This window comes from Lactococcus sp. FSL K6-0773 (assembly GCF_038006485.1).
Taxonomy (GTDB): Bacteria; Bacillota; Bacilli; order Lactobacillales; family Streptococcaceae; genus Lactococcus; species Lactococcus lactis.
Map to the genome: position 1 here is coordinate 1092810 of NZ_JBBOVF010000001.1, position 25829 is coordinate 1118638.

General features: G+C 35.9%; 23 protein-coding genes. 4 read left to right on the forward strand and 19 right to left on the reverse strand.

The genetic code is table 11. The annotated features are described in order from the left end of the window. Positions 1–22: 22 nt before the first annotated feature. The 15 genes from MHB61_RS05160 to MHB61_RS05230 all read right to left on the reverse strand — a co-directional run bounded on the left by MHB61_RS05160 (position 23) and on the right by MHB61_RS05230 (position 17060). A complete protein-coding gene (locus tag MHB61_RS05160; RefSeq protein WP_137015961.1) occupies positions 23–3568 on the reverse strand; it encodes a KxYKxGKxW signal peptide domain-containing protein in 3546 nt (1181 codons plus the stop codon). A gap of 445 nt (positions 3569–4013) precedes the next feature. After that, entirely contained in the window at positions 4014–4862 is an 849-nt protein-coding gene (locus MHB61_RS05165) for an Rgg/GadR/MutR family transcriptional regulator (RefSeq protein ID WP_003132477.1), read from the reverse strand. Between the two features lie 105 nt (positions 4863–4967). Next, the gene (gene der / locus MHB61_RS05170) at positions 4968–6278 is read right to left on the reverse strand and encodes a ribosome biogenesis GTPase Der (protein ID WP_137015963.1); all 1311 of its coding nucleotides are present in this window, start codon (positions 6276–6278) and stop codon (positions 4968–4970) included. Positions 6279–6384: 106 nt separating this feature from the next. Then, on the reverse strand, positions 6385–7011 hold the full coding sequence (locus MHB61_RS05175) for a pentapeptide repeat-containing protein (RefSeq protein ID WP_003132475.1): 627 nt from the start codon (positions 7009–7011) through the stop codon (positions 6385–6387). Then, positions 7008–7730 (reverse strand): NADPH-dependent oxidoreductase, encoded by a 723-nt coding sequence (locus MHB61_RS05180; protein WP_003132474.1) that lies wholly within the window; start codon positions 7728–7730, stop codon positions 7008–7010. Before MHB61_RS05180 ends, MHB61_RS05175 begins: the two co-directional genes overlap by 4 nt. Next, positions 7723–8604 carry a primosomal protein DnaI gene (gene dnaI, locus MHB61_RS05185; protein ID WP_010905544.1) on the reverse strand — a complete coding sequence of 294 codons (882 nt, stop codon included), beginning with the start codon at positions 8602–8604 and terminating at the stop codon, positions 7723–7725. The genes MHB61_RS05180 and dnaI overlap by 8 nt, the downstream gene beginning before the upstream one ends. Then, a complete protein-coding gene (locus MHB61_RS05190) occupies positions 8604–9779 on the reverse strand; it encodes a DnaD domain protein (RefSeq protein ID WP_003132471.1) in 1176 nt (391 codons plus the stop codon). Before MHB61_RS05190 ends, dnaI begins: the two co-directional genes overlap by 1 nt. Before the next feature lie 99 nt (positions 9780–9878). Beyond that, positions 9879–10325 carry a transcriptional regulator NrdR gene (gene nrdR, locus MHB61_RS05195; protein ID WP_003132469.1) on the reverse strand — a complete coding sequence of 149 codons (447 nt, stop codon included), beginning with the start codon at positions 10323–10325 and terminating at the stop codon, positions 9879–9881. 118 nt (positions 10326–10443) lie between these two features. After that, on the reverse strand, positions 10444–11097 hold the full coding sequence (trmB, locus tag MHB61_RS05200; protein WP_003132468.1) for a tRNA (guanosine(46)-N7)-methyltransferase TrmB: 654 nt from the start codon (positions 11095–11097) through the stop codon (positions 10444–10446). Between the two features lie 120 nt (positions 11098–11217). Beyond that, positions 11218–11991, reverse strand: a complete 774-nt coding sequence (locus MHB61_RS05205; protein ID WP_003132467.1) for a phosphotransferase family protein — start codon at positions 11989–11991, stop codon at positions 11218–11220. A gap of 68 nt (positions 11992–12059) precedes the next feature. Beyond that, positions 12060–12317 carry a Veg family protein gene (locus tag MHB61_RS05210; protein WP_010905542.1) on the reverse strand — a complete coding sequence of 86 codons (258 nt, stop codon included), beginning with the start codon at positions 12315–12317 and terminating at the stop codon, positions 12060–12062. A 194-nt stretch (positions 12318–12511) separates the two neighbouring features. Next, a complete protein-coding gene (gene dnaB / locus MHB61_RS05215) occupies positions 12512–13879 on the reverse strand; it encodes a replicative DNA helicase (RefSeq protein WP_003132465.1) in 1368 nt (455 codons plus the stop codon). Positions 13880–13884: 5 nt separating this feature from the next. Further along, positions 13885–14337, reverse strand: coding sequence for a 50S ribosomal protein L9 (gene rplI, locus MHB61_RS05220; RefSeq protein ID WP_003132464.1), 453 nt, complete (start codon positions 14335–14337; stop codon positions 13885–13887). Then, positions 14334–16298 (reverse strand): DHH family phosphoesterase, encoded by a 1965-nt coding sequence (locus MHB61_RS05225; RefSeq protein WP_003132463.1) that lies wholly within the window; start codon positions 16296–16298, stop codon positions 14334–14336. The genes rplI and MHB61_RS05225 overlap by 4 nt, the downstream gene beginning before the upstream one ends. Positions 16299–16391: 93 nt before the next feature. Further along, the gene (locus tag MHB61_RS05230) at positions 16392–17060 is read right to left on the reverse strand and encodes an HAD family hydrolase (protein WP_010905540.1); all 669 of its coding nucleotides are present in this window, start codon (positions 17058–17060) and stop codon (positions 16392–16394) included. A 127-nt stretch (positions 17061–17187) separates the two neighbouring features. Between MHB61_RS05230 and MHB61_RS05235 the strand changes: the two genes are divergently transcribed. From MHB61_RS05235 to MHB61_RS05245, 3 genes are all read left to right on the forward strand, one after another. Beyond that, the gene (locus MHB61_RS05235) at positions 17188–17664 is read left to right on the forward strand and encodes a MarR family winged helix-turn-helix transcriptional regulator (protein ID WP_137015965.1); all 477 of its coding nucleotides are present in this window, start codon (positions 17188–17190) and stop codon (positions 17662–17664) included. After that, positions 17654–18520 (forward strand): patatin-like phospholipase family protein, encoded by an 867-nt coding sequence (locus tag MHB61_RS05240; protein WP_003132458.1) that lies wholly within the window; start codon positions 17654–17656, stop codon positions 18518–18520. The genes MHB61_RS05235 and MHB61_RS05240 overlap by 11 nt, the downstream gene beginning before the upstream one ends. 229 nt (positions 18521–18749) lie before the next feature. Further along, positions 18750–20102, forward strand: a complete 1353-nt coding sequence (locus tag MHB61_RS05245) for an aspartate kinase (protein WP_003132457.1) — start codon at positions 18750–18752, stop codon at positions 20100–20102. 37 nt (positions 20103–20139) lie between these two features. Here the strand turns inward: MHB61_RS05245 and MHB61_RS05250 are convergent, their stop codons facing one another. The 3 genes from MHB61_RS05250 to MHB61_RS05260 all read right to left on the reverse strand — a co-directional run bounded on the left by MHB61_RS05250 (position 20140) and on the right by MHB61_RS05260 (position 23532). Further along, positions 20140–21651 (reverse strand): flotillin family protein, encoded by a 1512-nt coding sequence (locus MHB61_RS05250; RefSeq protein WP_010905537.1) that lies wholly within the window; start codon positions 21649–21651, stop codon positions 20140–20142. A gap of 58 nt (positions 21652–21709) precedes the next feature. Continuing rightward, positions 21710–22054 (reverse strand): hypothetical protein, encoded by a 345-nt coding sequence (locus MHB61_RS05255; protein ID WP_003132455.1) that lies wholly within the window; start codon positions 22052–22054, stop codon positions 21710–21712. Positions 22055–22143: 89 nt separating this feature from the next. Continuing rightward, on the reverse strand, positions 22144–23532 hold the full coding sequence (locus tag MHB61_RS05260; protein ID WP_003132454.1) for a Cof-type HAD-IIB family hydrolase: 1389 nt from the start codon (positions 23530–23532) through the stop codon (positions 22144–22146). A 194-nt stretch (positions 23533–23726) separates the two neighbouring features. Between MHB61_RS05260 and MHB61_RS05265 the strand changes: the two genes are divergently transcribed. Beyond that, positions 23727–24695, forward strand: a complete 969-nt coding sequence (locus MHB61_RS05265; protein WP_026138879.1) for an asparaginase — start codon at positions 23727–23729, stop codon at positions 24693–24695. Positions 24696–24898: 203 nt separating this feature from the next. On the opposite strand, the gene MHB61_RS05270 is transcribed toward MHB61_RS05265, so the two are convergent. Beyond that, complete coding sequence (locus tag MHB61_RS05270) at positions 24899–25822, reverse strand: DHH family phosphoesterase (protein WP_003132452.1); 924 nt, start codon at positions 25820–25822, stop codon at positions 24899–24901. Positions 25823–25829 lie beyond the last annotated feature (7 nt).

Here is a 25829-nt window from a genome sequence, read left to right on the forward strand (position 1 = left end):
GAATTTCCTCTTATTTTTTTTATCATTCGTTAGTCCCCTTTCGCTGTGCTTGTGCTAAATGAGTCCGATTTTTTGTATGGAATATTTTTGCGTAAGGACGAGTGTGTCGAGAAGTTAGGTAAATATTTGATCGTTTATTATCATTTTTTCCTAAAATCTCCTTGTTAATAACTTCAAGATCCATTTCTGCTTTACGTCGTTGACTAAAGTAGAATCCAAGTGCCCCAAAGGCCGCCAATCCTATCATCAAATACAGGAATTGATTACCAGCTCCACCTGCAAAAGGAAGTACAAAATTAGTAACTGTCAACTCTGTTGTTGATTTAACATAGTCGCTTGTGGTCGCTTGGCCAGAATTTATAAAATCGCCAACTGTATGTCCACCTGAAGCTGTAGTTGTTTGCCAATTTGTATAATCAACTAAACCTTGGGCAGTTAAAGCATAATAATTTTCTATATATGTTACTTCTTGAAGTTTATTTGTCGGTAGGCTGATATCAGAATTATTTACCCATAGTATGTTCCCCGAGCTATCAGTGATAAGAACACCGATTGCATCTCCGTTGACTATTGGATTTGTTTCAATATTTTCTACTGAGCTTCCATCAGCATTACTGGCCCCTACTAGGTCAGAAGATGGATTGTAAGAAGCGGCGCGTGGAATGATATGATGATTATTTGTTGTAATTGCTGTTGCATCTTGCACTTCTAGAGTAGTCTGACTTGTTACTGTATCATTTGCCAAACTTGTCGCATCTAATGTTTGCAAAAACTGTGATACTGTCCCACCAGAATGACTAGGAAGCCAGTTAGTATAGGCTTGAACACCAAGGTAATTGAGAGCATAGTAATTCTCGGTATAAGTTCCAATTGAAAGTTGCAGTGAATTTGTTGCATCTCCCCAATAGTCTGTTTGTCCTCCAGTGATATTTACAATCGCGTTATAGCCATTGATTGCATAACTTAAGCCATCATCGTCCGCACCATCTATATTGGTACTTGATGTAATTTCACTACTTGGAATATAATTTGTTGCAGGATTAACATGCTGACCTGAAGTGGAATTGCTTGTAATTGTAGTCTGGTCAACTGTCATCAACAAATGAACCAATTGTGTTCTATTACTCTTTGTCCCAGCTAAAACATAAGGATGAGCAGCTAATAAATCTGAAAAGGTTTTATAAGTTGTTATTGGAGCTGAATTTGTGGCTGTAGTTGTTGTCCCCTCTTGATACTGATATCCGGTAACGATATATTTAATACCTGTTGCACCATCAGTATATGTGACATTATCTGTTGTACTCAAAGTATTACCAGTAAGAGAATTCATATTATCAATGACTTGACTCTGATAATTAGTTGTTGTCGAACCTCCCAAAATTGAACCTACAGTTGGAGTAAAACCTCCTTGTGCAACATTTAGAGGATCATTATCAGGATTAGGGTCAATCGAAATAAACCAAGTTACATTTACAGTGTTAGGTGCCAATTGAATATAATACTGGTTACCAGTAGGTGCATAGACTTGTCCACTTGGCCAAGCGGCATTTGTTCCATTAGTTGTTGAGCTACTAATTAATGTACCTGATGCAGATGTTCCGGCATAAATAGCTGAGATGTAATAACCTGAAGGAATTTGTAGGCTAGTATTATATCCTGTCGGTGTAGTAACACTTCCTCCTGTTGTTCCAGTTGAAGTTAAAATTGCGGGAATTGCCGGAGTATTTAATGCTGTACTAGTGTATCCATAGGTGTAAGTTGCGGTTTGTGATACTGCAGTCAAAGTAACTGTATAAGTATTCAGGGTACTTGTAGCACCAACAGTCGGATTTTGGCTTGTAAAAGCAGCTAGGGTCGCTGCCGTTGTAGCACCGGAAACTGTTGTTGTCCCATTTGATATTTGCGTAATGTTGTAGCCTGTAGGAACAGCATTTGAAAGAGCTGTTGCATAGCTAGATAACAAAGTGGTGTTTGAAAAAGGGTTGTCGGTTACAACTGATGCGTCTGTTATACCAGTTGCTCCGTAAGCAATCTGATTTGGGAGATTTGCAAGGGTTGTTCCACTTGCCTTCGCCCAGTTGAACAAAACAGTTTGCTGACTTGGTGTATAGCTTACATTTAAGGCATTGGGGTTGGTTGTTCCTACAATAAAGTTAGAAACAGTTGTGGCTGAAGTATTCGTTGTGGATGCTGGGTTTGCTGCAAGAACTGTCGTCGTTGTTGTTGCAGAATTAGCTTGATAACCTGTTGGAGCTGCTGGAACAACGTAGGTATAAGTATTATTATCTGGGCTTGTTGAACTTGGAGCAGTTAAAGCCGCACCAATCGTATCATTGACATTTGCCGTAATTGAACTTTGTGCCATAGATGGAATCGGCTGCCCTGTAACTTTATTGAGATAGTTTATAGGCACAGGCTCTGTTCCTTTTGAGCCAGTAATCGTTGCTCCATTTAAAGAAACAGAAAGATTACCATAATTCCCCCCTGTCCCGCCAACAAAACCAACTGTTAATGAATTTTGTAAATTAGTATGAGTTGTTAAGGTATAACCACCCGTTCCTCCATTGACAGCACTTGCTCCAATTAATGCGCCATTACTTGTTGTTTGAGCAATCAAATTAAATGTTAAAGTCCCTGAAGTATAGCCTGTGCTTGCAGTATTTGTTGCATCAGGAGTCCAAGTGACTGTAATAGGTTCTTGTACGGACGATGTAATAGGAGAGGCGACACCTAATGCATAGCTTGTGTCGGTTGCAAAGGTGTAGGCTGTCCCATTTTGAGTGTTGGTCACGGGACTATAGGGAGCAGCACTACCTAATGAAGGATAATTAGCAGCTTGTAAAGTTCCACTACTATCCGTATTGCGAATTGCCATTACAACTCCTGGACCATCTGTCCAACCATTTACAGTTGCAGATCCGTCAATTCCTGTCAACGAACCGGTTGAGACGTTGGATAAGTTAGAATAAAGATCGCGGCCGAGGAAAACTGTGTTAGGCAGACCTCTAATTCCAAGCCCATCATTTGTCGCCTGAGAAGATTGAGCATTTGCTGCTAACTGTGCCTTTGATGCCCCTGTTAAAATAACCCCGATGGCATCTCCTGATTTTGTGAAATCAGTCAGAGAACTTCCTGAATCAACTTTAATTGTTGACTTCAAGGTAAAACCTGTTGTTGCTGAAATAGCTGAAACTGATCCATTAAATATTCCTAAACCAACACTATTAGCTGTTGATGAAACAAGATTAATCCAATTACTTGCTACAACTGCTTTACCATATAAAGCATAGTTTGAAGAATTAGCAAATTCAGTTCCAGAGTAGGTATGTCCTCCTGTGTCATAACTTGTATTTCCTGGAACAAGTGTTCCGGATGAAACAGATGCTGCTTGCGCTTTCTCTGTTTTAGGTTGGAAAGCTAGGTTTCCAATAGGAAGTAGAGTTGAAGCTGTGAGAGTCAAAACGGTGGCACCATATAGCCATTTTTTCCCTGATTTCCAAGTACGAAAGCGAGTTGTTTTTACTTCATGACTGGTTGTATAACCTTTTTGATGCTTAGAACGATACATGCTTTATACCTCACTTTCTAGTTATTCATCTCTTACTGAGTAGAATTTCTTTTTTTACTGAGAAAACATCTCATTTCTTTTTGTCTTGACCTCATTTTAACATTGCAATTTTATTTCATCAAGTAAAACAGAAGCAAGCTTTTTAATGTAATTAAAAACTTCCTTGCAATGTAATATTGTTTTTTTTAGAACTAAATTTAAATTATCCTCTGACTCTTTGTAAATCAATAGCTTGTAAATCACGTATTCCATAGACTTTAAAAATAAAATAAAAACCGTTCATTTAAAAGAACGGTTTTTATATGTCTTTTTCGCGAGTAATCTTTTCGTAATATTACTTTAACTATATTTTTTTAGATAATTATTTTTTATAAGTACATTATGATTTTAGTGCTATTATTATTTGTATTAAATTTTTGCTTTAATAAATATTTAAATAAAAAGTTCATTTTTCAGAACGATTTTCTCTTAGTATTCTTTTATCATACTGTAGCTTTAAGGTTTTTCGAAAATCTTCTGCTCCTATTTTTTTTAGAAACTTTAGTGTTTCCTGAAGCTGCATTTTCCCCTGTTTTTTATCCGTATAATAATAACAATAAAAAGATTCAGCAAAATTTATAATGACATGACTCATCACATCACCAGGCATAAAAAATTGTTTGGAAATCATCAGAATTTCTTGAGCCTTTTCTTTTTTTTCGCTATCAATAAATTTAAAAATTATTTTATAAAAAAAACGATAGATCAGTACACGATAATAGAGATTATTTTCATAGTAGGCTTTATCATAGCGGAGGTCATCTATGATATTATTAATTATGGAATTGTCGAGCTTATCTCCTATATTTGCCAGAATAGAAAGCTCGAAAAATCCCCAAAATTGAACTCCTTTTAGATAAAATTCTATTTCGTTAAGCTCCTCAATAGTCAACCGTCGGTATAGTCCTCTTGCAGAAAATGCGATTAACTTTTGCTCGTTTGAGCCCTCTTTATTGATTTCGTATATATATTGAAGTTGTTTAATATTTCTTTGATAATAAGCATGCTCAATTTCATCAAAAATCGAAATATAATTATCCTGCTCGCCATTATTAATCATTAAACTATAGTCTAATGGAGAAACATTCATTTTTTGAAGTGCAAAATCAAGTCGGTCAAAAGAGAGCATGCTTTTACCATTTTCAAAATTTGAGAGGGTTGACTTTGCAATCCCCAGTTCTTCAAAGGCTGAAAGCGAAAACCCATGTTGAATTCTAAGGTCATGGAAGGCTTTCCCGTATTTAAAATATACCATTTAATCTTCTTTCAATTAAATTAATTTTTTTAATAGTATATTTCAAATTTAAAATTTTTTCAATTATTTTGCATAAAAAAACACTGATAAAATCAGTGAATTTTTTTATTTACGTTTACGTGCAATCAAATGAACTGGTGTTCCTTCAAAAACAAAGGCTTTACGGATTTGATTTTCAAGGAACCGAAGATATGAGAAGTGCATGAGTTCTTCTTCATTGACAAAAACAACAAAAGTTGGTGGTTTAATCGCTACTTGTGTTGCATAGAAAATCTTCAAACGTTTTCCTTTGTCCGTCGGAGTTGGATTAATCGCTACAGCATCCATAATGACATCATTCAAAACAGAACTTGAAATACGTAAGTTTTGTGCATGATGAATTTCTTTAATCATATCTGGGAGTTTATTCAGACGTTGTCCTGTCTTAGCAGATACATAAACGATTGGTGCATAATCAAGGAATTTGAACTTTGTCCGAATTTCTAATTCAAAGTTTTTCATTGTATCGTTATCTTTCTCAAGGGTATCCCATTTATTGACAACAATCAAAATTCCTTTACCAGCTTCGTGAGCAAATCCAGCGATACGCATATCATATTCGCGAATTCCTTCCTCAGCGTTAATCACCATCAAAACGATATCTGAACGGTCAATGGCACGCATGGCACGCATGACTGAGTATTTTTCAGTATTTTCGTAAATTTTTCCTGATTTACGCATTCCGGCGGTATCAATCATAACAAATTCTTGGTCTTCAGAATCGACAAAGTGTGTGTCAATCGCATCACGAGTTGTTCCTGCAATTGGACTTGCAATTACGCGGTCTTCGCCAAGAATAGCATTAATAAGAGATGATTTCCCAACGTTTGGGCGGCCAATCAAGCTGAACTTGATGACATTCTCATTTTCTTCTTCAATTTCATTAGGAAGATTTTGAACGATTGCATCAAGGACATCCCCTGTCCCAATCCCGTGAACGGCTGAAACAGGATAAGGATCGCCAAGTCCAAGTGAGTAGAAATCAAAGATTTCCATTCGACGTTCTGGGTTATCAACTTTATTGACAACAAGAATAACTGGTTTATCTGTACGATAAAGAATATTAGCAATGGCTTCATCGGCATCTGTAATACCTGTTTCTCCGTCAACAACAGCAATGATAACATCTGCTTCGGTCATGGCAATTTCAGCTTGCGCTCGAATTTCAGTCATGAAAGGTTCGTCTGAAAGTTCAATCCCACCTGTATCGATGATATTGAATTTACGGGTTAACCATTCTCCTGTGGCATAGATACGGTCACGAGTTACACCTGGAATGTCTTCGACAATTGAGATGCGTTCTCCTGCAATACGGTTGAATATCGTTGATTTTCCGACATTTGGACGGCCAACGATGGCTACTGTAGGTAAGCTCATATTTTTATTTCTTTCTTTGTTTACTTATTGGATAAAAAATTATAATAGTGAAGAAGTTTGTAATCCATAGACTATATAATTTTAGATTTGGGTTTCGAGGTTCATTTTAGATAATTTCAATGCCAAACAGGCTAGTAAAAAATGGGGCTTGACTAAGACTTATCTTCATATTTTTAGCGAGTTGAGGTGTAACTTCCATGCGTTCAAATTGATTCGTAGAAAAATCAATTCCTGCAAGTGCTGTTTCCCAAAAATTTGCTGCTTCTAATTGATTTTTTAAAAGCTCCACATTCTTAAAATTACAGGCAGTAAAGAAGGTTTCTTTAGCTTCATTTTCTAAAAAGCGGACTGACTTTAAGGTAGAACCTGAAAAATTTGCATAAGTCATTAGATTTTCTGTAAACTGAAGGTCTTGTAAGTGACTTTCAGTAAAATCAGTTCCTAGCAATTTGCAGGATTTAAAGATTGAGCGATAAATGCCAATTTTATTGAAGTTTAAATTGGAAAAATCACATTTTTCAAAAAGGCAGTCTGTAAATTCACTGATCGTATTGTCAGTAAATTCAAAGGTTGTGTTTTTGAAAGAACAACCTGAAAAAATAGTTCTTTGATTGATTGTCAAAGTTTTATCTATAAATTCTGCTTGATAAATTTCTCCATCAATAAAATCTTGACTTGTGGCTACTTGATAGGTGGCTGGAAGTTTCGGTTCTAAGATTTTCTTTAATTTCACAGTAATTTTTTCGCCTTTAAATTTTCTGTTGAAGCTGAAATTTCTGGTTGGCCCCACTGGTCAACAATCCGTTCAGACCATTTGTTTAAGCGTCTATTTCCAGCATATTCTTCTTGAACTTGGTCATATTTTTCAATGGTTTCAGACGTTTGCTCAACATATTTTTCTTTAAAAGCTGTTGCTTCCAAAGGAAGACGTGGTTTTACTTTGTTCAAACGTGCGGCCTTACCGAGTGCAATGCCAAAAATAGGATAAGTATAATCTGGCAAGTTCAAGACTTTAGAAATTTCTGAGGATTGGTCTCGAATTAAGCCAACCATCACCCCGTTGTAGCCTAAAGATTCTGCTGCAAGAAGCGCATTTTGTCCAGCTGTTGCGGCATCAACTGATGTAATCAATAAGCTTTCAATTCCTTGCGGTTGGAAATTGCCTTGATGCAATTCGACTGCCTTTTGAGCACGATTTAAATCGCCAACAAAAACTAAATATGCTGCACAATTTTTGATTGATTTTTGTGGTTGAAATTCATAAATCGCATCTTTTTGAGCTTGTGATTCTACAACAATCACAGAATATGATTGGAAATTTTTCCATGTTGATGCCATTTGAGCAGCTTTTAAGATTTTTTCCAAATCTTTAGGCTCAATTGCTTCTTCTGTAAAATTTCTGACCGAAGTGTGATTCATCATTAAATCAATCGTTTCATTTGTTTCAGTCATGACGTCTATTCGTCCCCTCTAATCGCATTTCTTCTGCCAAATATTTCACGCGTTCCATAACACGTTTTGCTGGCCAAATTTCATCAGCTCGCTTAGTTTCGGCTAAATGCTGTTCTAATTCTTCCATTCTTAAATTTGAAGTGAAGAAAGTCGGGAGATTTTCTTGCATGCGATGTTGTAAAATGACTTGTAAAATACTGTCACGAACCCAAGCGTTGTTTTGCTCTGCCCCAATATCATCCAAAACTAAAACTTGGCTGGCTTTTATTTCATTGACCCAGACTTTGGCATTGTCAAAATCTAAATCAGAAATGAAAGTGGGATAATGAAGTAAAGTTGTTGAAATTCCTTTTTTGGCTAATTCGTTTGCCATTGCCGCAAGCATGAAAGATTTCCCAACACCAAAATCTCCATAAAGATAAAGTCCTTTTTTCTTGGGAAAATTAGTAATAAAATCAACTAGGGCTTGGTATGGTTTGATTCTTTGAACATCATCAAGGGCAATATCTGCCAAAGTGACTTGTTTTAAATCTTTTGGAAGTCCAATAATATTCATACGTCGCAAAAGGTTTTGAGCTGCTTGTTGCTGCGCCAATTCATTTGTCGTTTGATATGAAACATCAGCATAGCCGTGATTCATGATTAAAACAGGTTCATAACCGTCAGCTGCCCGTTTTTCACCTTTTTCAAATTTTTCATGCTCACGAACGTATTCATAAAACTTGGAGTAAGAGCGTTGAATTTCGTCAGAAGTCATTTGATGTTGGGCAATAAAAGCTTGCACATCAGCATTTTTTAATACTTCTGCGACTAATTTTTCAAAATTTTCACGGATGTCTTGACGTTTTCCTAAGATGTCTCCGATAGATTCCATTAATTTTGCTCTCCTTTCAGTTTTTTGAGAGAGTCAAGCCTTATTTTCTCAAGTTTTGCAAGTTCTTCTTGGCTTGTCTTATTTTCATAATCTGGATTTGACCATTTTGGTGCTTCTTTTTTGATTTTCATTGGTCGTTTTTCTGCTCCAGTTTTTGCTTTAGCAGCAGCTAATTCTTCTCGTTCCAAAATTCGTTTTACCGCTGTTTCAGCTGTAAATACTTCGTTTCTCATCCAGTCGTTGGCTAATGCATTTACAAAATTTGGATTTAACGACGCATTTTTTTGCTGTACTAAAACATAGTGAATCAAAATATTTTGGACTTCTGCTGGCAAATTTTGGCGACTTAAATTAGTTAAAAGCTTATGTTCTTCCGAACTGACAAAGCCTCCAGCTTGCGCTTTTATCTGTCGGATGAAATCATCTGGTTCATGAGATTTACTGATGACAATCAAATCGGCAAATGCTTTAGGAAAAGCTGAAAGTGCTGGTTGCGGTTGGCTAGCTCCTGAAAGACTTCTCATCAAATTATTCATGTTCAAAGTTTTATCAGCATTGGCTGTTTTTTCTGCTTGCTTGAATAATTCGTACCAATTGAGTTCAAATTTTTCTGCTAGTGAATAGAGCGTTAAGGAGTCTTGATTTTCATTGTTTAAATGATAGCCTTGACGTTCCATAATACTTTTAAAGGCCCCCATATCAAAACGTTCATTTGTATTTGAAGGGTTTTGTTGAGCTTGTGAGTCAAAACTAACTTTGTAAACTTCATGAAATTTCTTGGAAACTTCTTTTCCTTTCGGTTCCATTCTTTTAGCTAAAGCAGCTACTCGATTTTCACCAATTCTTGAAATCAAAAGTTGTCTATAAAAATCATCTGCAAGGAAATTTTCAAAATTTAGCGGACTTTTTACTTCAAAATAAAGACTGGTATGATCATCATAAACACGAACTAATGATAAGCCAGATAATTTATCTAATGCTTCAATAAAAGGATTGAGGCCGAGATTTAGATATTCCAAAAAGTGAGAAATTCTTCCAGTAGAGAAGCTTAGCATTAACTGATAAAGCGCAAAGGCATCCGTGCCAATGATTGGTAAATAGAGCAGACGAAAAGCCTCAGCGTCAAAGCTGGTCTTTCCTCGATTAAGCATTGTAAATGAATCTCCTGCTCTCATTTTTTTCCTCACTTTTTACTGACAGAAAGTTCAGCAAGCTGATCTTTCTTTTATTTGCCGATAAAATGCTCCTTATTCAGTCACTTTTTACTGACGGATTTATTTTTTGGTAATATTTTTAAGGAGCTCTTCTAATTCACTGACATCTTTGAATGAACGATAGACGCTGGCAAATCTGATATAGGTGATATCATCCAATTCAGCTAATTCTTGCATCACAAATTCACCAATAACATCTGATTCAACTTCATTACTGTCTAGTTGACGAATTTTTCTTTCAACATTTGCAACTGTTGTTTCAATATCTTCACTTGATACTGGGCGTTTGTATGCTGAACGAACTAAACCACGAACAATTTTTTCACGATTAAAGGGTTCACGTTTGTCATCTTTTTTGATGACTAAAAGGGGCATTTCTTCGATACGTTCAAAGGTTGTGAAGCGAAAACCACATGATTCACAAACACGACGACGGCGAATAGCATCTTCGGCTTGTCTTGAATCAACAACTTTTGATTCTTCAGAAGAACACTTTGGACATCTCATTTTATTCTCCTTAATAGATAATAAATTCTTATTAATTTTACTGACAGAAAATTGGTTTAGACTTTCTTATTCTGTCAGTAATTTTTTTCATTAGTTTTAATGACAGAAAGCAACTTATTTACTTCTTAGGCAAAAATTTTGCTTCTAATCGATAAATTACTTGACCTTTTTGTGAGAATTTTTGCTCATACTCGGTCATTACATTTTGAGGTGCAAATTCTTCGTCTTGGTGTAAATCTAACCAAACTTTTTTAAGTTCCATGCCATAGTTAGCTAAAGAAACTAAAGAATATTCAAACAATCCACGATTGTCAGTTTTGAAATGAATTTCACCTTCAGGACGTAAAATCTTTTCATAAGTTGCAAGAAAAGATTTATAAGTCAAACGACGTTTTTCATGACGTCCTTTTGGCCAAGGGTCAGAAAAGTTCAAATAGACTTGATCAATTTCACCATCAGCAAAATATTCACTCAAAGCAGCTCCATCAACAAGCATCATTTGTACGTTTGGCAAATCTGCTTCAATTGCTTTATCTAAAGCATAAGATAAAACTGATAATTGCATATCAATTGCAATGTAATTTATTTCTGGATGAAGAGCTGCCATTCCTGTGATGAAAGCTCCTTTTCCACAACCCACTTCAATATGAATCGGATGATCATTTCCAAAACGTTCTGACCAACGTCCTTTAAAGTCCGCTGGATTTTCAACTACGATATGTGCGTTTTCAGCAAGCATTTCGCCTGCCCCTTTACGATTTCTGACGCGCATTTTTACCTCAATTTTTTAATTTTTGATAGAAAATCAGCAAAAGTGATCTTCTATTTCTTTATTTTTATTATTCAATTATAAGCCAAAAAATAGGAAGGTCCAAACCCTAGCCTATTTTTACTAAAATAATTCACAAAATTTACGAAGTCCCAAGATTTCTTGATTCACTTCTTTCATTTTTCCTCTAGAAAGATATTCAGAGATTTGGCGAAGAAAAGAAAGTTTTCCATACCAAGCCACTTTATCCATAATATCTGAACGAGGTCTAACACCAGATGTCATCAACCACAAAGACCAGTTATTTGGTTTAATATAATGTGATAAAACATGTGCCATATCAACCATTGAATCTGATAAAAAGACGGTATCCCAATCTACTAAATAAATTTTTCCTGAATTATCATCCACTAACCAATTTTTATGATTGACATCGCCATGAACGACTACGACCTCTTCATTTTTGATTTCGGGAACTTGTTGACGCATTTCTTCAATGATTCCTGACAAAAAATGATTTGTTCGTAAAGCCTCAGTATTTTGGACACAATCCTCTAATAATTGTTCAGGAAGAATAATTTGACTTCCCAACTTCTTATAAGATTCAACCAATTTTTTTGAGTCATGCAAATGTGCTAAAATATGATTAATTTGGCGGTCTTCCATATCCTCAGGACTTAGTGTATGACCGTCAATCCAAGGTTGAGCAGATAAGGTATCGCCTTCAGCCGTACGTTTTGTCCATAAGACTTTTGGCGTGATTCCCTCAAGATAAATACTCGGCAAAAATGGACTGCCGTTTTTTTTAATAAAAACGCGTTCCTGATCACTTTTCCCAAAAAATGCATTGCCAGAGCCACCTTTAACAGGCGTCATATCCCAATCGGCTTTCATCATCCTTATCTCCTCCTTTCCTTTAAAAATCTATTAATCATTATTTGAACCATTTACTTTATTCCTCAAACTTATGCGTTTGGATAGTGAATTAAAATAGTTTGAGTCAAAATGTCAGCATATTGATATGACTCAGTTGTTTTAGGACCACGAGCCGGAATATTTTCAATAATGAAATGTGTTGCATAGGCTTCAATCAAGTTCACTTTATGACGATTTTCGCGTTTACGACCAAATTGTGAAGTAATTTCAATCGTTTCACCCAAGTGTGCTTGAACTTTTTCACGAATGTCAACGATTTTTCCTATTTCTTGATTTTGGTTATCCATTTTTTCCTCCAAATAAGACGTAAAAGTCGGATTTCTCCGAACGCTTACCTTATAAATCTAATTTTATCCTTGATTATATCTCTCTTTTTTGATTAAAAGAATCAAATTTTATAATGTATTCTTTATCGTTCATTTTTATTAATAAAGAGAATTAGACAATTACTCATATTATAACACGAATTAGTCAAAAAAATCTAGTCGCCATATCGGTTATCAATACTTGCGAATTTATTATGCTCTTTAATAAAGAGTAATTCGACTGTTCCACGGCTTCCTGAACGGTTTTTTTCAATAATAACTTCAACTTTATTATCTTCCAGAATCTCTTCACCGTCTTCATCTTCACCAGTTCCACGTTCATAATAGTCATCTCGATAAAGAAATGCGACAATATCGGCATCTTGCTCGATTGACCCAGATTCACGGATATCAGACAAAACTGGTCGTTTATCTTGACGTTGTTCCACTCCACGTGAGAGCTGTGAAAGGGCAATAACAGGAACTTTTAATTCTTTAGCTAAAATTTTTAACTGACGAGAAATTTCAGAAACTTCTTGTTGACGATTTTCTCGACCAGTTCCAGAAATCAATTGTAAGTAGTCAATAACAATCAAACCAAGATTTCCTGTTTCTTGGGCTAATTTTCTTGAACGCGCCCGAATTTCAGAAATCTTTATCCCTGGTGTGTCATCAATATAAATACTTGCTCTTGATAAAGTCCCTGTTGCCATGAAATAATCATTCCATTCTTGGTCATTTAATTGTCCAGTACGTAAGCTGTGTGAATCAATTGAACCTTCGGCAGCAATCATCCGGCTGACAAGACTTTCTGCCCCCATTTCAAGAGAGAAAATTGCAACGGTCCGGTCTTGCTTTGTCCCAATATTTTGAGCAATATTTAAGGCAAAAGCTGTTTTACCAACCGCTGGACGAGCCGCAAGAATAATCAATTCTTCTTCATGAAGACCTGTTGTCATGTTATCTAAAGCGGGATAACCTGTTGCGATACCTGTAATATTAGACTTTTGTTGAGCTTTTTGCTCAAGGTCATCCATATGAATCGCTAGGACATCAGAAATTTTCTTAAAGCCATTTGTATTACGTCCTTGTTGGACGTCAATTAAACTTTTTTCTGCTTGAGCTAAAATATCGTCCGCTGGTGAATCTTGTTCATAAGCTTTTTCGACTGATTCAGTTAGACGATTTATCAGTTGACGGAGTAATGATTTTTCAGCAACAATCTTAGCATAATAGGCCGCATTTGCTGCGGTGGGGGTTGCGGTGGCAAGTTCTGCAATATAAGCAATCCCACCAATTGCCTCCAGCTCCCCTTGATTTTCAAGATGTGAACGAATGGTTAAGACGTCAATTGCTTCACGAGCATCAGATAATTTTTCCATTGTCCGAAAAATTATCTTGTGAGCATTTTTATAGAAATCATCTGAACTTAAAAATTCTTTAATTTCGACTAAGCGTTCGCTATCTAAAAAAACAGCCCCAAGAACGGCCTGCTCAGCAGCTAGGTCTTGAGGCGGGGCTTTTATTAAATCAATTTCGGGCATTTAGTTTAGGCCTCGCTAATTTTGACTTTAACCACGGCTGTCACATCACGGTGAAGTTTAACTGGTACATCTTTTGTTCCCAAAGCTTGAATTTTGTTAATCAATTGAATTTTGCGTTTATCTAACTTGAGATTAAATTGACTTTTAAGGGCTTTTGCGATATCTGCTTTATCTACAGCACCAAAAGTGTGACCTGTTTGTCCAACTTTCATTTTGATTTCAACAACAGTGTCTTCTTTTTCAAGAACTTCTTTAAGGGCTTTTGCTTCTGCTAAAAGTTCTGCTTCTTCTTTTTCCTTAGCTTTGGCTTGACCTTTCACTTCAGAAAGAGCAGCTGCTGTAGCAACTTTTGCCAAATTTTTCTTAATTAAAAAGTTTTGAGCATAACCTGTTGGGACTTCTTTAATTTGACCTTTTTTTCCTTGTCCTTTAACGTCTTCTAAGAATACAACTTTCATTTTTCGTTTTCTCTTTCTTTTAGTATTTCAATTAAATCTTCTTGCACTTCATCGATATATTTTTCATATATTTGGGTTGCAGCATTATTAAAATGTCCACCCCCACCCATTTGCTCCATAATCGTTTGAACATTAAAACCATTTCGAGAACGAGCAGAAATAGAAATATAGCCATTAGTATGTTGTGTAATTGCAAATGCAGCAGTAATCCCTGCCATATCTAGGAGAGTGTCAGCAGCTTTTGCTGTTGCTATATTATCATATTTTTGATGTTTAAGTCCAACTCCTAAAGCAATTCCTGGTAAAACCATTTTTGCATTAAGAACAATTTCATTGGCCTTCTTATATTTATCAAAGTCAGTAGCCATAATCATTTTAATTAAATCGTTATCAGCTCCACGAGAGCGCAGATAAGCTGCTGCTTCAAATGTTCTTTCGGTCGTTGTTTTTGTAAAGTTTTTAGTGTCTAATTCAATACCCGCAAGAACAATACTAGCTTCAATGGTTGACATTTTTCTTTGATTGTTATCATGGAATTGAAGAATTTCGACAGTTAATTCACTAGCAGAGCTTGCTGATGATTCAATATATGACAAAAGTGCATGTTCTGGAAAATCATCATCACGTCTGTGGTGGTCAATGACTACTAATTTCTCAAATGATTTATAGAATTCAAGATTTAAGGTTTGACTTGTTTTTGAATGGTCAACCATGATAAGTAATGAATCTTTTTTCTTCAGTTTTTGGGCAGTTTCTAACTGGACAATATGCGTAAAACCATCAGAAGACTCATTCATTTTATTAATTGCACGCTCAACATCTGGCAATAACTGTTCAGGATCATAAACGACAAAGGCTTCTTTTCCAGACATATTAGCAAATGCCTTCATAGCCACCGCTGCTCCAAGCGCATCCATATCTGTAAAGCGATGTCCTACAATAAAGACATCTTCTGCTTCGGCAATAATTGTCCGAAGTGCTGTTGAAATGGCCCGTGCTCTTGTTCTGCTTTTTTGCGTTCTACTTTCGGAATTACCGCCGAAATAAACAGGACGAGCTTGAGGAGTATTTTCTCTCAGTACAACTTGATCTCCACCACGGACTTGGGCTAATTCAAGATTATTTAGAGCAACTTTACCAATAACTGGAAAATCATTCCAACCATAAGCCACACCAACTGAAAGAGTCAAAGGAATTTCTTTTTGAGATGAAAGTTCTCGAAATTCTTTTAGAACAGAAAATTTATCGTTAATCATTTTTTCAAGAATACGATAATCACAGAAAAAATAATGGCGACTGCTATTAATACGGCGAAGATAAACTCCATATTTGTCAGCAAATTCTTCTAAAAATGAAGCGATAAAACTATTAATGGCTGTTCGACCGCTGTCAGTAATTAAATCTGTAGCATCATCATAATTGTCAACAGAAATCGCACCAATAACCGCACGACTGTCATTAAATTCTGATTTAAAAGCAACTTCTTTTGTGGCATCAATTAAATAAATAAGATTCTTATCAGAATCAAGTTCTGCGACATATTTTTGCTTACCAAGGGTGATATATTGGTCATCGCTCGCATTTTTCAATATCTTTTTAATATCGTCACGATTGATAACTTTGTCATTTCCCTTAAAAATCATATCAATGAATGGATTAAACCATTCAGGTTCAAAGGTTTCACTATTAAAACGGATGACCCCAATTGGCATATTATCCAAGGTAGCATTGAGCGAATTTTCTGCTTCATCATTAATTTTACGAATAAAATCTTGACGACGCAATTGATAGTTTTGAGTTTGTGATAGTAAAATGAGTGTAATCGCTATGTTCAAAATCAACAAATAAATCCAAATTGACCAACGTGTTGCTGAAACATGAACAACAACAGTCTCAATGATTTGAACAATAACCATTATGATAATAATAGCAAGCGGTGAAAACCGACGGACAAAATTCATAATATTACTCCTATATTCCTCTATTTTAACATAGGACAGAAAAAACTTAAAGAATCACCGATTTGTCAGTGATTTTTTCTTTTAAAATGTTTATTAAGCCTTTATCATCTTTAGTGATGATTCTGTCAGTAATTTTTGAATAGCTGTCAGTGAATCTACCTTTAAGTCAGCCTTCTCTTGATTCATGCCAAAGCGTTTGTCTTCAATTGCCCAAACGGTCGCACCAGCTGCTTCTCCAGCTTGAATTCCTTTTTCAGAATCCTCAATAATTAAAGTTTCAGAAGGTGTTACGCCCAATTTCTTCATTGTTGATTGATAAATTTCTGGATTTGGTTTCGTTTGTTTAAAGTCATTTCCTGAAACCACTACTTCAAAATAAGAATTCAATTGATGAATATCTAACATTTGTTTGATATCAAACATTGACGAACTTGAAGCAAGTGCAATTTTTACTTCTTTTTGACGCAAAAATTCTAAAATATCAGGCACATCAGAAAATAAAAGTTCTGCATAAGGCATCGGATGATTTTCTTTGAATTGCTCATAGTCTTCTTGCAATTCACTCGCTTTTTCTTCATCAAAAGACCCTTGCAAAATTCGTGGCCAAATATCTTTCATATTTCCACCAATAAAATCACTAGGCGTCAAGTGGCTAATAGAAATTCCATGACCGCCAAAAAATTCTTCTCTTCTTTGTAAATAATAACGTTCGGTGTCAACAAGAACACCATCCATATCAAAAATCACTGCTTTAAATTTCATAGAACCATTATAGCACAGTATCTAAGCATGGTTCAATAGACTTCATTATAAAAGTATTTTTATTTTACACGGAAATTAGTTGACAAGACAACTAATTTGAGATATATTATATTCGATGGAGGAATTTATGGAAGACAATCAATATGAATATCAAGGAATCCAATTTATTGGGAAGCTTTCTTCTGAAATTTATAGAAGAGGTTATATTTATTTCACAAAACGCTTAGTGCCTTTTGACATCAATTATATTCAATTGCTTTGTTTGATTTCTTTATATATCAAAGACAATCAAAGCCAAGAGCAAATTACTGATGATTTAAGTATCGATAAATCTAGTGTTCATCGAGCAATTAAATGCCTGATTGAAAAAGAATACGTTAGCAGAGTCCGCGATGAAAAAGATAAACGCGTTTATCGTGTCTCATTGACTCAAAAAGCAAGAGACATCCAAACTCAAATTGAAGAAATGACAAAAGAGAGAGAAAACTTGCTATCAGAGGGAATTGATCCCCAAGAAAAAGCAATTGCATTTAAAGTATTGAATCAAATGACTCAAAATGCAAATCAAATTTATGAAGAGGAAAAGAAGAAAAATGACAAATAATTTAAAAAGAGCGGTTGTATTAGGCGGTGGCGGACATTTTGGTATCGCTTGGGAACTCGGATATCTTAGAGGTCTAGAAGAAGCTGGGCTGCCCATTAGAGAGGCCGATATTTTTGTTGGAACTTCTGCTGGTTCACAAGCAAGCGTAATTGTTAGCTCAGATAAAGATTGGGATTTAATCTGGAAGGAACAGATTGAAAAAGAGATTAGTGAAATCACTCCCATATCCGATGAAAAAATGGGAGAGCTTTTCAAAACATTTGAAAACATTGCTAAAAATTCTCATTCAGCCAAAGAATGGATTGCGGCGGAAGCTGAAATTTCTAAGAAAACCCAACCTTTTATCTCTAAGGAGGAACGATTAGCTATGCTTAAAGAACGTTATGGTTCAGGTCAAGCCCGCTGGAACAGCAAATTACGAATCGTTGCAACCAGTATTGAGGATATTGAGCGTCAAGTTTTTGATGAAAATTCAAATGTTGATATTCTAGTGGCTTTACAAGCAAGTGGAGCCCTTCAAGGCGTCTGGCCTTCAGTTGAAATCAATGGAAAACATTTTTTTGATGGTGGTTCTTTTTCAATGGAAAATCCAGATGTCTTTGTTGATGCCGACAAGATGCTTGTTCTTTCAACTGGACTGCCTGTCGATGTTCCATATAAATTAGAAGATTTACTCGCTCAATTAGAGAAAAAAGGGACAGAAACCAGCCTGGTTCTTCCCTCTGAAAAAACAATGAATATCTTAAAAGATTTTAACTATAATATGGTGGAAGCAAAAATTCGTCCCTTTGTTGCTCAAGCAGGTCGTGAACAAGGACAAGCTGAGGCTGCTCTGATAAAAGAACGCTGGTTATAATTCATTTCTTTTGAAGACACTAACTTTCAAATTGTCTCTGAACAAATTAAAACATACATTAACCACTTTTAATGTATGTTTTTTAAGTATTATCATTAAAATAATTATTTTTTGAATACTGCAGAAAGAAAATAGGCTATAAATGAGTTATTTATTGAAAATTATCTGAAAATTAGCTATAATAAATCAATTTATAATTTAATTTAATCTTGAAGGAAGGTAATATTTAGTGAAAGTTGCAAAATTTGGAGGTTCGTCTCTCGCATCAGCTTCGCAAATCAAAAAAGTTTTTGATATTGTTCAAGCCGATAAACAAAGAAAATTTATTGTGGTTTCTGCACCAGGCAAACGTTCGGGGGCTGATACTAAAGTTACCGATGCTTTGATTGCTTATTATAAAGCTTATAAATCAGCTGATGAAAAAGGAATTCACTATTATCAGAATTGGATTATTGAAAGATTTCGAGAAATCTATGATGAACTTGGCTTAAAAAGTCCAGTCATTAATCAAATCGCAGAAAATATCAACCATTTAGCCCAGTTAGATTTAGATAATGTTTTTACTTATGATACTTTTTTAGCCGCTGGTGAAAATAATAATGCTAAATTAGTCGCAGATTTTTTCAATCATTCTGGCTTACCAAGTCGCTATGTTCATCCATCAGATGCTGGAATTATGGTTTCATCTGATCCTGGAAATGCTCGATTGCTTGGTGGAGCTTATGAACATATTAAATATCTTAATGAACTTGAAGAAACATTAATCATCCCTGGTTTTTTTGGAATCACAAAAGAGGGTGAGGTTTGCACTTTTTCCCGTGGTGGTTCTGATATTACTGGCTCAATTATTGCGGCTGGTGTGCGAGCTGAACTCTATGAAAACTTTACTGATGTGAATGGAATTTTCGCTGCTCACCCTGGCATCGTTAAGAATCCAGCTTATATCTCTGAATTAACTTACCGTGAAATGCGAGAACTTGCTTATTCTGGTTTTTCTGTTTTACATGACGAAGCACTCGTTCCTGCCTATCGTGCCCATGTTCCTTTGGTCATTAAGAATACAAATAACCCTGATCATCCCGGAACAAAAATTGTTGTTCAAAGAGAGACTAAAGGCTCACCTGTCGTTGGAATTGCTTCATCTAGTGCCTTCTCTTCTCTTTATGTCAGTAAATATCTGATGAACCGTGAAGTTGGATTCGGCCGAAAAGTCCTTTCTGTATTGGAAAATTTAGGAGTTCGTTTTGAGCATATGCCAACTGGTATTGATGACATGTCTATCATTATTCGCAGCCGCTATCTAACTCAACCTATTTCAAAAGCCCTTATTTCTAATCTTACAGAATCGCTCCATCCGGATGAAGTCTATATTGACCGTGATTTCTCTATTATCACCATTGTTGGTGAAGATATGAAAGAACACGTTGGGGTTACCGCTAGAGCAACGGCAGCACTTTCTAAACAGGGCATTTCAATCGCTATGCTTTCGCAAGGTTCAAGCGAAGTTTCCGTCATGTTTATTGTCAAAGAAAAATACGAAAAAGAAGCTCTAAAAGCGATTTATTCAGCCTTTTTTGACTAAAATATGTTAATAAAAAACAGCTCTAAGAGCTGTTTTTTTATTCTTCTATTTTTTCGACTTTTTCAAGTGTCTCATTGGAATTACCACGACTGCTAAAATTATTTAATAAGTCAGGGACGTCAATTCCCATTGTTCCTAAGACATCAAGGCCTTGTTTAAGGCTTTCTTGTGACATTCCGAGAATTTTTGACGAGCCTTCTCCACCATAAATATTAATAGAATCAACAGCTTGAAGATTACTTGATACACTAGCAACAACTTCTGGCAGAATTTCAAGTGCCATGTTCAATTTGGCCGCATCATTCATTTTTTGCATTGCTTCGGCTTTTTTATCAATTGCTTCGGCTTCGGCAAGCCCTTTAAGGCGAATCGCTTCGGCTTCAGCTTTACCAGTTGCTTCAATAGCTGTAGCTTCGGCCATTGCTGTTACTTCACGTTGTTTAGCAGTGGCTTTGGCTGTAGCTTCAATAGCGGCTGCTTCAGCCTGTGCTCTCACTTCGCGTTCACGCGCATCGGCTTCGGCTTTAGCAATTTGTGCAGCCTTGGCAGCTTCAGCAGCTTTTACGACATTGGCTTCATTTTCTTGTGCTTTACGGAGAACTTCTTGAGTTTCTAAGTCAGTTTCTCTTTGCTTTTTAATCAATTCAACTTGCATTTCAGCTTCAGTTGTTTCTTTTTTAGAAATTGCTTCTTGAATCGCGTAAGCTTGGTCAGCAGAGGCTTGGGCTTGATCAGCTTGAGCTTTTGCTTCAGCAGCAGCAATTGATTGTTCTTGCTCATAGTGAGCTAAACTGATTGCTTTTTCCTTTTGGGCATTGGCAACTTGAGTTGCGGCAAGTGCTTCAGCTTTTTGGGCATCTTGATCAGCTGCTGCTTTTTGAATACGTGTTTCCTTGTCGGCATTTGCAACAGCAATCGCTGCTTCTTGTTGAACACGCGCTACTTCTTTAGCACCTAATGCTTTGATGTAGTTTTGGTCATCACGAATGTCATTAATAACGAATGAAACGATTGAAAGTCCCATTTTTGAGAGGTCAGTCCCTGCTTGACCTTGAACTTCAGCTGAAAACTTGTTACGATCTTCGATTAGTTCAGATACTGTCATTGTTCCAACAATCGCCCGAAGATGTCCACGAAGGACTTGGTCAGCCATTGCATCACGTTGTTCATCTCTTTTACCTAAAAATTGCTCAGCAGCTGTCGCAATATCTTGCAAAGTAGAACCTACTTTAATCATAGCTGTGGCTTCAACCGTTACTGGAATTTTATCTTTCGAGAGAACTTTTTCCGTTTTAATATCGATTGCAGCAGATTGTAAGCTGAGGTATCTCGCATTTTGGAAGATTGGTAAAACAAAGGTACCAGAACCACGAACCACTTTTAATCGATTCCCTTGTGAGTCTTTATTGACACCTTTTGAACCTAGACCTGAACCATAAACGATAAGGGCCGCTTGAGGTCCTGATTTTTTGTAGTTTGCAGCGATAATTCCTAATAGAATTAAGATGATAACAATCACCACAATTGCCAAAATATAAAGTAGTGGCATAATGTCTCCTTTGTATAATAAATTTTATTTATTTGAGCAATTTTTAGGTTCTCTATTGCTAATAAATCGTTTGTTGATAAGGAATAACGTAAGCAATTCCCGCTTTACTCTCAATAATCAGAACTTGTGCTCCTGATTCAATTTGCTCGATATTATCCTTATTTGGTAGATAAATTTTTGCAGGCATTGTTTTACGTGATTCATTGACAAAGGTCGTCATAACTTCGCCAGTCGCCTCTTTTGAACTGATGGCTGTTGTCAAAATTCCTGTCAATAAATCTTTTTCATCCGCATTATACTTTTGATCGGACATTTTGTTAAAAAATGCCATTCCTGGGAGTAATAAGATTGTTAAAAAGATGATGAGTACAATGATAATCAAAGTAATGATAATAAATAGCATCCCTTATTCTCCTTGAAAGCCTTTTGTTACGCTTTCTTAATATTATACCATTTTATGAAGAAGCTTATCAGTAAAAAATTGTTATTTTCTTATTTATTTTCGTATTTTTTAGCGGCTACTCTTTTTTGTCGTTCTAGTTCTTTTTTTATTTTTCCTTCTGGAGCAAATTTTTCTTCCCAATCTTCTGGTTTTAAGACTTTGTGTGTAATCGGGTCAAAGTGTGGACGTCCATCTGGAAAAATTTTCCCCATATTTGCTCGATGAACAGCATTGAAGATTTCATAAGGGTCAATTCCTGAAAGAACAAGCGAGCCATAAGTGAAATAGAGCAAATCAATCATAGCATCTACTTGGCCAGTCAAGCTGTCTTCATTATGCTCTTTTAAAGTCACTTTATTTGCTGCCTTATCGACGGCTTGATGTAAATTATTCACAAGTTCTGTAAATTTCTCTTGGTTACCGTCAGCAGAGGCGTAAAGAAATTCGACAATTTCTTCGACTTTGAAATCAGCCCGGAAACTTGCTTCTGTTGGTGAAAAGGCTTTAGGAATTTCTTGTGTTTTTCCGTCCATTAATCGGTGGAAATCTTTTACTTTATTGAAGTTTTGGTCTTTAGAAACAAAGTCTTTTTCAACAGAATAATGAATTAAGCCATAGTAAGCTAATGCTTTGGCGATTCCATCTTGATTATTGGTATCTGTAATATAAGTCGCAATATTTTTCACTTCTGGTACAGCATTGCCCATCGCAATCCCATAACCAACTCCAGAAATCATCGTCAAATCATTTTCCGAATCGCCAAAACACATGACTTGGTCTAAAGTAAAGCCATAGTGTTCTCCTAATCTTTGAATTCCTGGTAATTTTCCTCCTGATTTTGAAATTAAGTCAACAGAATAAGGATTGCTTCGTGTCACCAGTAATTCTGGAAATGCCTCCTGTAGGCGAGCCGTTTCGTTTCTTGTTGCAACCATCATCGCCTGATAAATTACTTCTTCTTCATTATCAGCTAAATTTGAATTTTGCGGTAAAACTCTGCGAATAATGTGTTTAAAACTGTTTCTTGCCACCCCGGAAGTACCTGAGGGCAAAACGCCTGACAAAAAACTGGCTAAACGTGTCTCGCCAAATTTTAAAAGGCCAGAGCCATTTACACCGTGGGCTGTTCCCAAAGAGATGTCAGAATGGTTTTCAGTGGCATAATTTATCAGGTTTTTTAAGGATTTTTGTTCTAAAGGATTTTGGAAAATCACTTCTTTTGGTGTGAAAATATACTGACCGTTGTAACTTACAGCAAAGTCTAAATCTAAATCTTCTAATAATGGCATGACGAAAGCTGGGCCTCGCCCGGTGGCAATCCCGACAAAAATATCTTTTTGACGTAGCTCTTGTATTGCTTTACGAGTACTTGTTGCTACTCCTCGTGTTGAAGTAAACAGGGTTCCATCTAAATCAAAAAATACTGCTTTTATATCCATCTCTCAAATCTTTTCTAGCTTTGGCAAAGCTTTCATTTATTAACTAAATTATACAGTAATTTTAATTCTATTTCATTTATTAGTTATTTTTTTCTGGACTAAATTTTGATATAATGCTAATGCTGGCTTTTATTCGGAGTCTTTAAATTTAAATATTTAATTATTGTTTATTATAGATAGATAAGGAAATAATGATGAAAAAAATCTTAATTCTCCATACTGGTGGAACAATTTCGATGGCGGAAGATGAAAATGGTCATGTTTCCCCAAATGCAGTCAATCCAATGAATGCTGTGAGCATGCAGTTTGATGAAGTAAACTTAGTGACAGAGGATATTTTTAACTTACCTAGTCCACATGTCACTTTATCAGATATGTTGGTCTTGAAAAATCGAATCAAAACAGCTTTTATTGCTGAGGATTTTGATGGAGTGGTCATTACACATGGAACTGACACACTTGAAGAAACAGCTTTTTTCCTTGACACTACTCTTTCGCGTGGTAAACCAATTGTTTTAACTGGTGCCATGCGCTCAAGTAATGAATTAGGAACTGACGGAATTTATAATTTACTGACAGCTATTCGCGTCGCTGCTGACAGTAATTCAAGTGACCGTGGCGTACTTGTTGTTATGAATGACGAGATTCATTCTGCTCGTTATGTCACTAAAACACACACGACTAATGTTTCAACTTTTCAAACACCTACACATGGTCCTGTCGGTTTACTGACAAAAAATAAAATTATTTATTTCCATAAAGATAGTGAAAATCAACATTTAGATGTTGCAACTGTTCATGGAAAAGTGCCAATTGTCAAAGCATTTGCTGGGATGACTGGGGAAATTTTAGATTTACTCAATTTGGAACAACTAGACGGTCTTGTCATTGAAGCATTAGGTGCGGGAAATCTCCCACCTATTGCTAGTCAATCGCTTCAAAGATTACTAGATGCTAAGGTTCCTGTCGTTCTTGTTTCTCGTTGTTTTAACGGAATTGCTGAACCTGTCTATTCCTATCAAGGCGGTGGTTCACAACTTTATGAAGCAGGCGTGATGTTTGCTGATGAAGTCAATTCTCAAAAAGCGCGTATTAAATTGATTATTGCATTGAATGCTGGCTTGAAAGATTTATCAGAATTACGACCTTTCTTGGAGAATTAAAAAAAATTACTGACAAAAAAGAATCATCAGCTGACTGATGATTCTTTCTTTTACTGATTTAAAGCTCATTAATCAATCGCTACTGACAGAATTATCAGCTGACTGACAATTCCTTTATTTACCGATTTAAAGCTCATTAGACAATCGCTTTAAACTGTCGGTATTTTTTGTTTTTGACTGAGAAATTATTTTCGTCAGTAAATTTATTTTAAATTATCTTGTAATTCTTGCCAAATTTGTTGATTTTCTTCTAAAGAATAAGAATTAGCTCCGGAAGCTAGTGCATGGCCTCCGCCATCATGTCTTTTAGCAATTTCATTAATTGGCTTTACTTTTGAACGCATTCTTACTCGGAAATGTCCATCGGCTTGTTCCACAAATATTGCCCAAGATTCAATTCCTCGAATATTTCCCGGTGTAGAAACAATACTTGAAGTTTCTGCGTCACGTAAATCAAATTTTTTCAAAATTTCTTGAGTTAATAAAACACGTGCAGCTCCTTTTTCTGAAACTTCCATATTTTCATAAACAAATCCTTGTAAGCGAGCAACTTTCATATCAAATGACGACATTTCTCGTCCTAAAGCTGGACGGTCAAATGGAAATTCTGCTAATTTTGAAGCTACTTTTAAGGTATTCGGCGAAGTGGCTGGATACAAGAAACGTCCAGTATCTCCAATAATTCCCGCATAAAGGAGGCGGGCGGCTTCTGCATTCAATTTAAGACCTGTTTCAAAGGCAAAATCGGCAACAATTTCTGATGCTGAGCTACGTTCAGGCTCCACTAGCAACAAATCTCCATAAGCATCATCATTTGGATGGTGGTCAATTTTAATTAGAAAATCAGCATTTTTGTAGCGCTCATCGTCAATTCGTGGTGTGTTTGCTGTATCACAAACTATAGAAAGATATTTTTCATCTTCTCTAAGTTCGACCAAATCCATTTTAGCTAAATAGGTTAAGGTTGGTTCGTCATAACCAACTGCATAAATTCTTTTTTCGGGGAAATTTTCTCTCAGAATTGCTCGGAGTCCTGCTTGAGAACCAATGGCGTCTGGGTCTGGATTTTTATGTCTGTGAATGAGAATAAGCTCATAGGCTTTTATTTTTTCTAAAATTTCGTTCATTTTTTCC

Bases quoted from the DNA above. Each gene is read 5' to 3' on its own strand.
- der (WP_137015963.1), bottom strand. From the start codon at position 6,278: ATGAGCTTACCTACAGTAGCCATCGTTGGCCGTCCAAATGTCGGAAAA.
- dnaI (WP_010905544.1), bottom strand. From the start codon at position 8,604: ATGGAATCTATCGGAGACATCTTAGGAAAACGTCAAGACATCCGTGAA.
- MHB61_RS05160 (WP_137015961.1), bottom strand. From the start codon at position 3,568: ATGTATCGTTCTAAGCATCAAAAAGGTTATACAACCAGTCATGAAGTA.
- MHB61_RS05235 (WP_137015965.1), top strand. From the start codon at position 17,188: ATGGAAGACAATCAATATGAATATCAAGGAATCCAATTTATTGGGAAG.
- dnaB (WP_003132465.1), bottom strand. From the start codon at position 13,879: ATGCCCGAAATTGATTTAATAAAAGCCCCGCCTCAAGACCTAGCTGCT.
- MHB61_RS05165 (WP_003132477.1), bottom strand. From the start codon at position 4,862: ATGGTATATTTTAAATACGGGAAAGCCTTCCATGACCTTAGAATTCAA.
- nrdR (WP_003132469.1), bottom strand. From the start codon at position 10,325: ATGAGATGTCCAAAGTGTTCTTCTGAAGAATCAAAAGTTGTTGATTCA.
- MHB61_RS05190 (WP_003132471.1), bottom strand. From the start codon at position 9,779: ATGAGAGCAGGAGATTCATTTACAATGCTTAATCGAGGAAAGACCAGC.
- MHB61_RS05210 (WP_010905542.1), bottom strand. From the start codon at position 12,317: ATGGATAACCAAAATCAAGAAATAGGAAAAATCGTTGACATTCGTGAA.
- MHB61_RS05260 (WP_003132454.1), bottom strand. From the start codon at position 23,532: ATGGATATAAAAGCAGTATTTTTTGATTTAGATGGAACCCTGTTTACT.
- MHB61_RS05250 (WP_010905537.1), bottom strand. From the start codon at position 21,651: ATGCCACTACTTTATATTTTGGCAATTGTGGTGATTGTTATCATCTTA.
- trmB (WP_003132468.1), bottom strand. From the start codon at position 11,097: ATGCGCGTCAGAAATCGTAAAGGGGCAGGCGAAATGCTTGCTGAAAAC.
- MHB61_RS05255 (WP_003132455.1), bottom strand. From the start codon at position 22,054: ATGCTATTTATTATCATTACTTTGATTATCATTGTACTCATCATCTTT.
- MHB61_RS05240 (WP_003132458.1), top strand. From the start codon at position 17,654: ATGACAAATAATTTAAAAAGAGCGGTTGTATTAGGCGGTGGCGGACAT.
- MHB61_RS05180 (WP_003132474.1), bottom strand. From the start codon at position 7,730: ATGACTGAAACAAATGAAACGATTGATTTAATGATGAATCACACTTCG.
- MHB61_RS05265 (WP_026138879.1), top strand. From the start codon at position 23,727: ATGAAAAAAATCTTAATTCTCCATACTGGTGGAACAATTTCGATGGCG.
- MHB61_RS05225 (WP_003132463.1), bottom strand. From the start codon at position 16,298: ATGAATTTTGTCCGTCGGTTTTCACCGCTTGCTATTATTATCATAATG.
- MHB61_RS05230 (WP_010905540.1), bottom strand. From the start codon at position 17,060: ATGAAATTTAAAGCAGTGATTTTTGATATGGATGGTGTTCTTGTTGAC.
- MHB61_RS05270 (WP_003132452.1), bottom strand. From the start codon at position 25,822: ATGAACGAAATTTTAGAAAAAATAAAAGCCTATGAGCTTATTCTCATT.
- rplI (WP_003132464.1), bottom strand. From the start codon at position 14,337: ATGAAAGTTGTATTCTTAGAAGACGTTAAAGGACAAGGAAAAAAAGGT.
- MHB61_RS05205 (WP_003132467.1), bottom strand. From the start codon at position 11,991: ATGATGAAAGCCGATTGGGATATGACGCCTGTTAAAGGTGGCTCTGGC.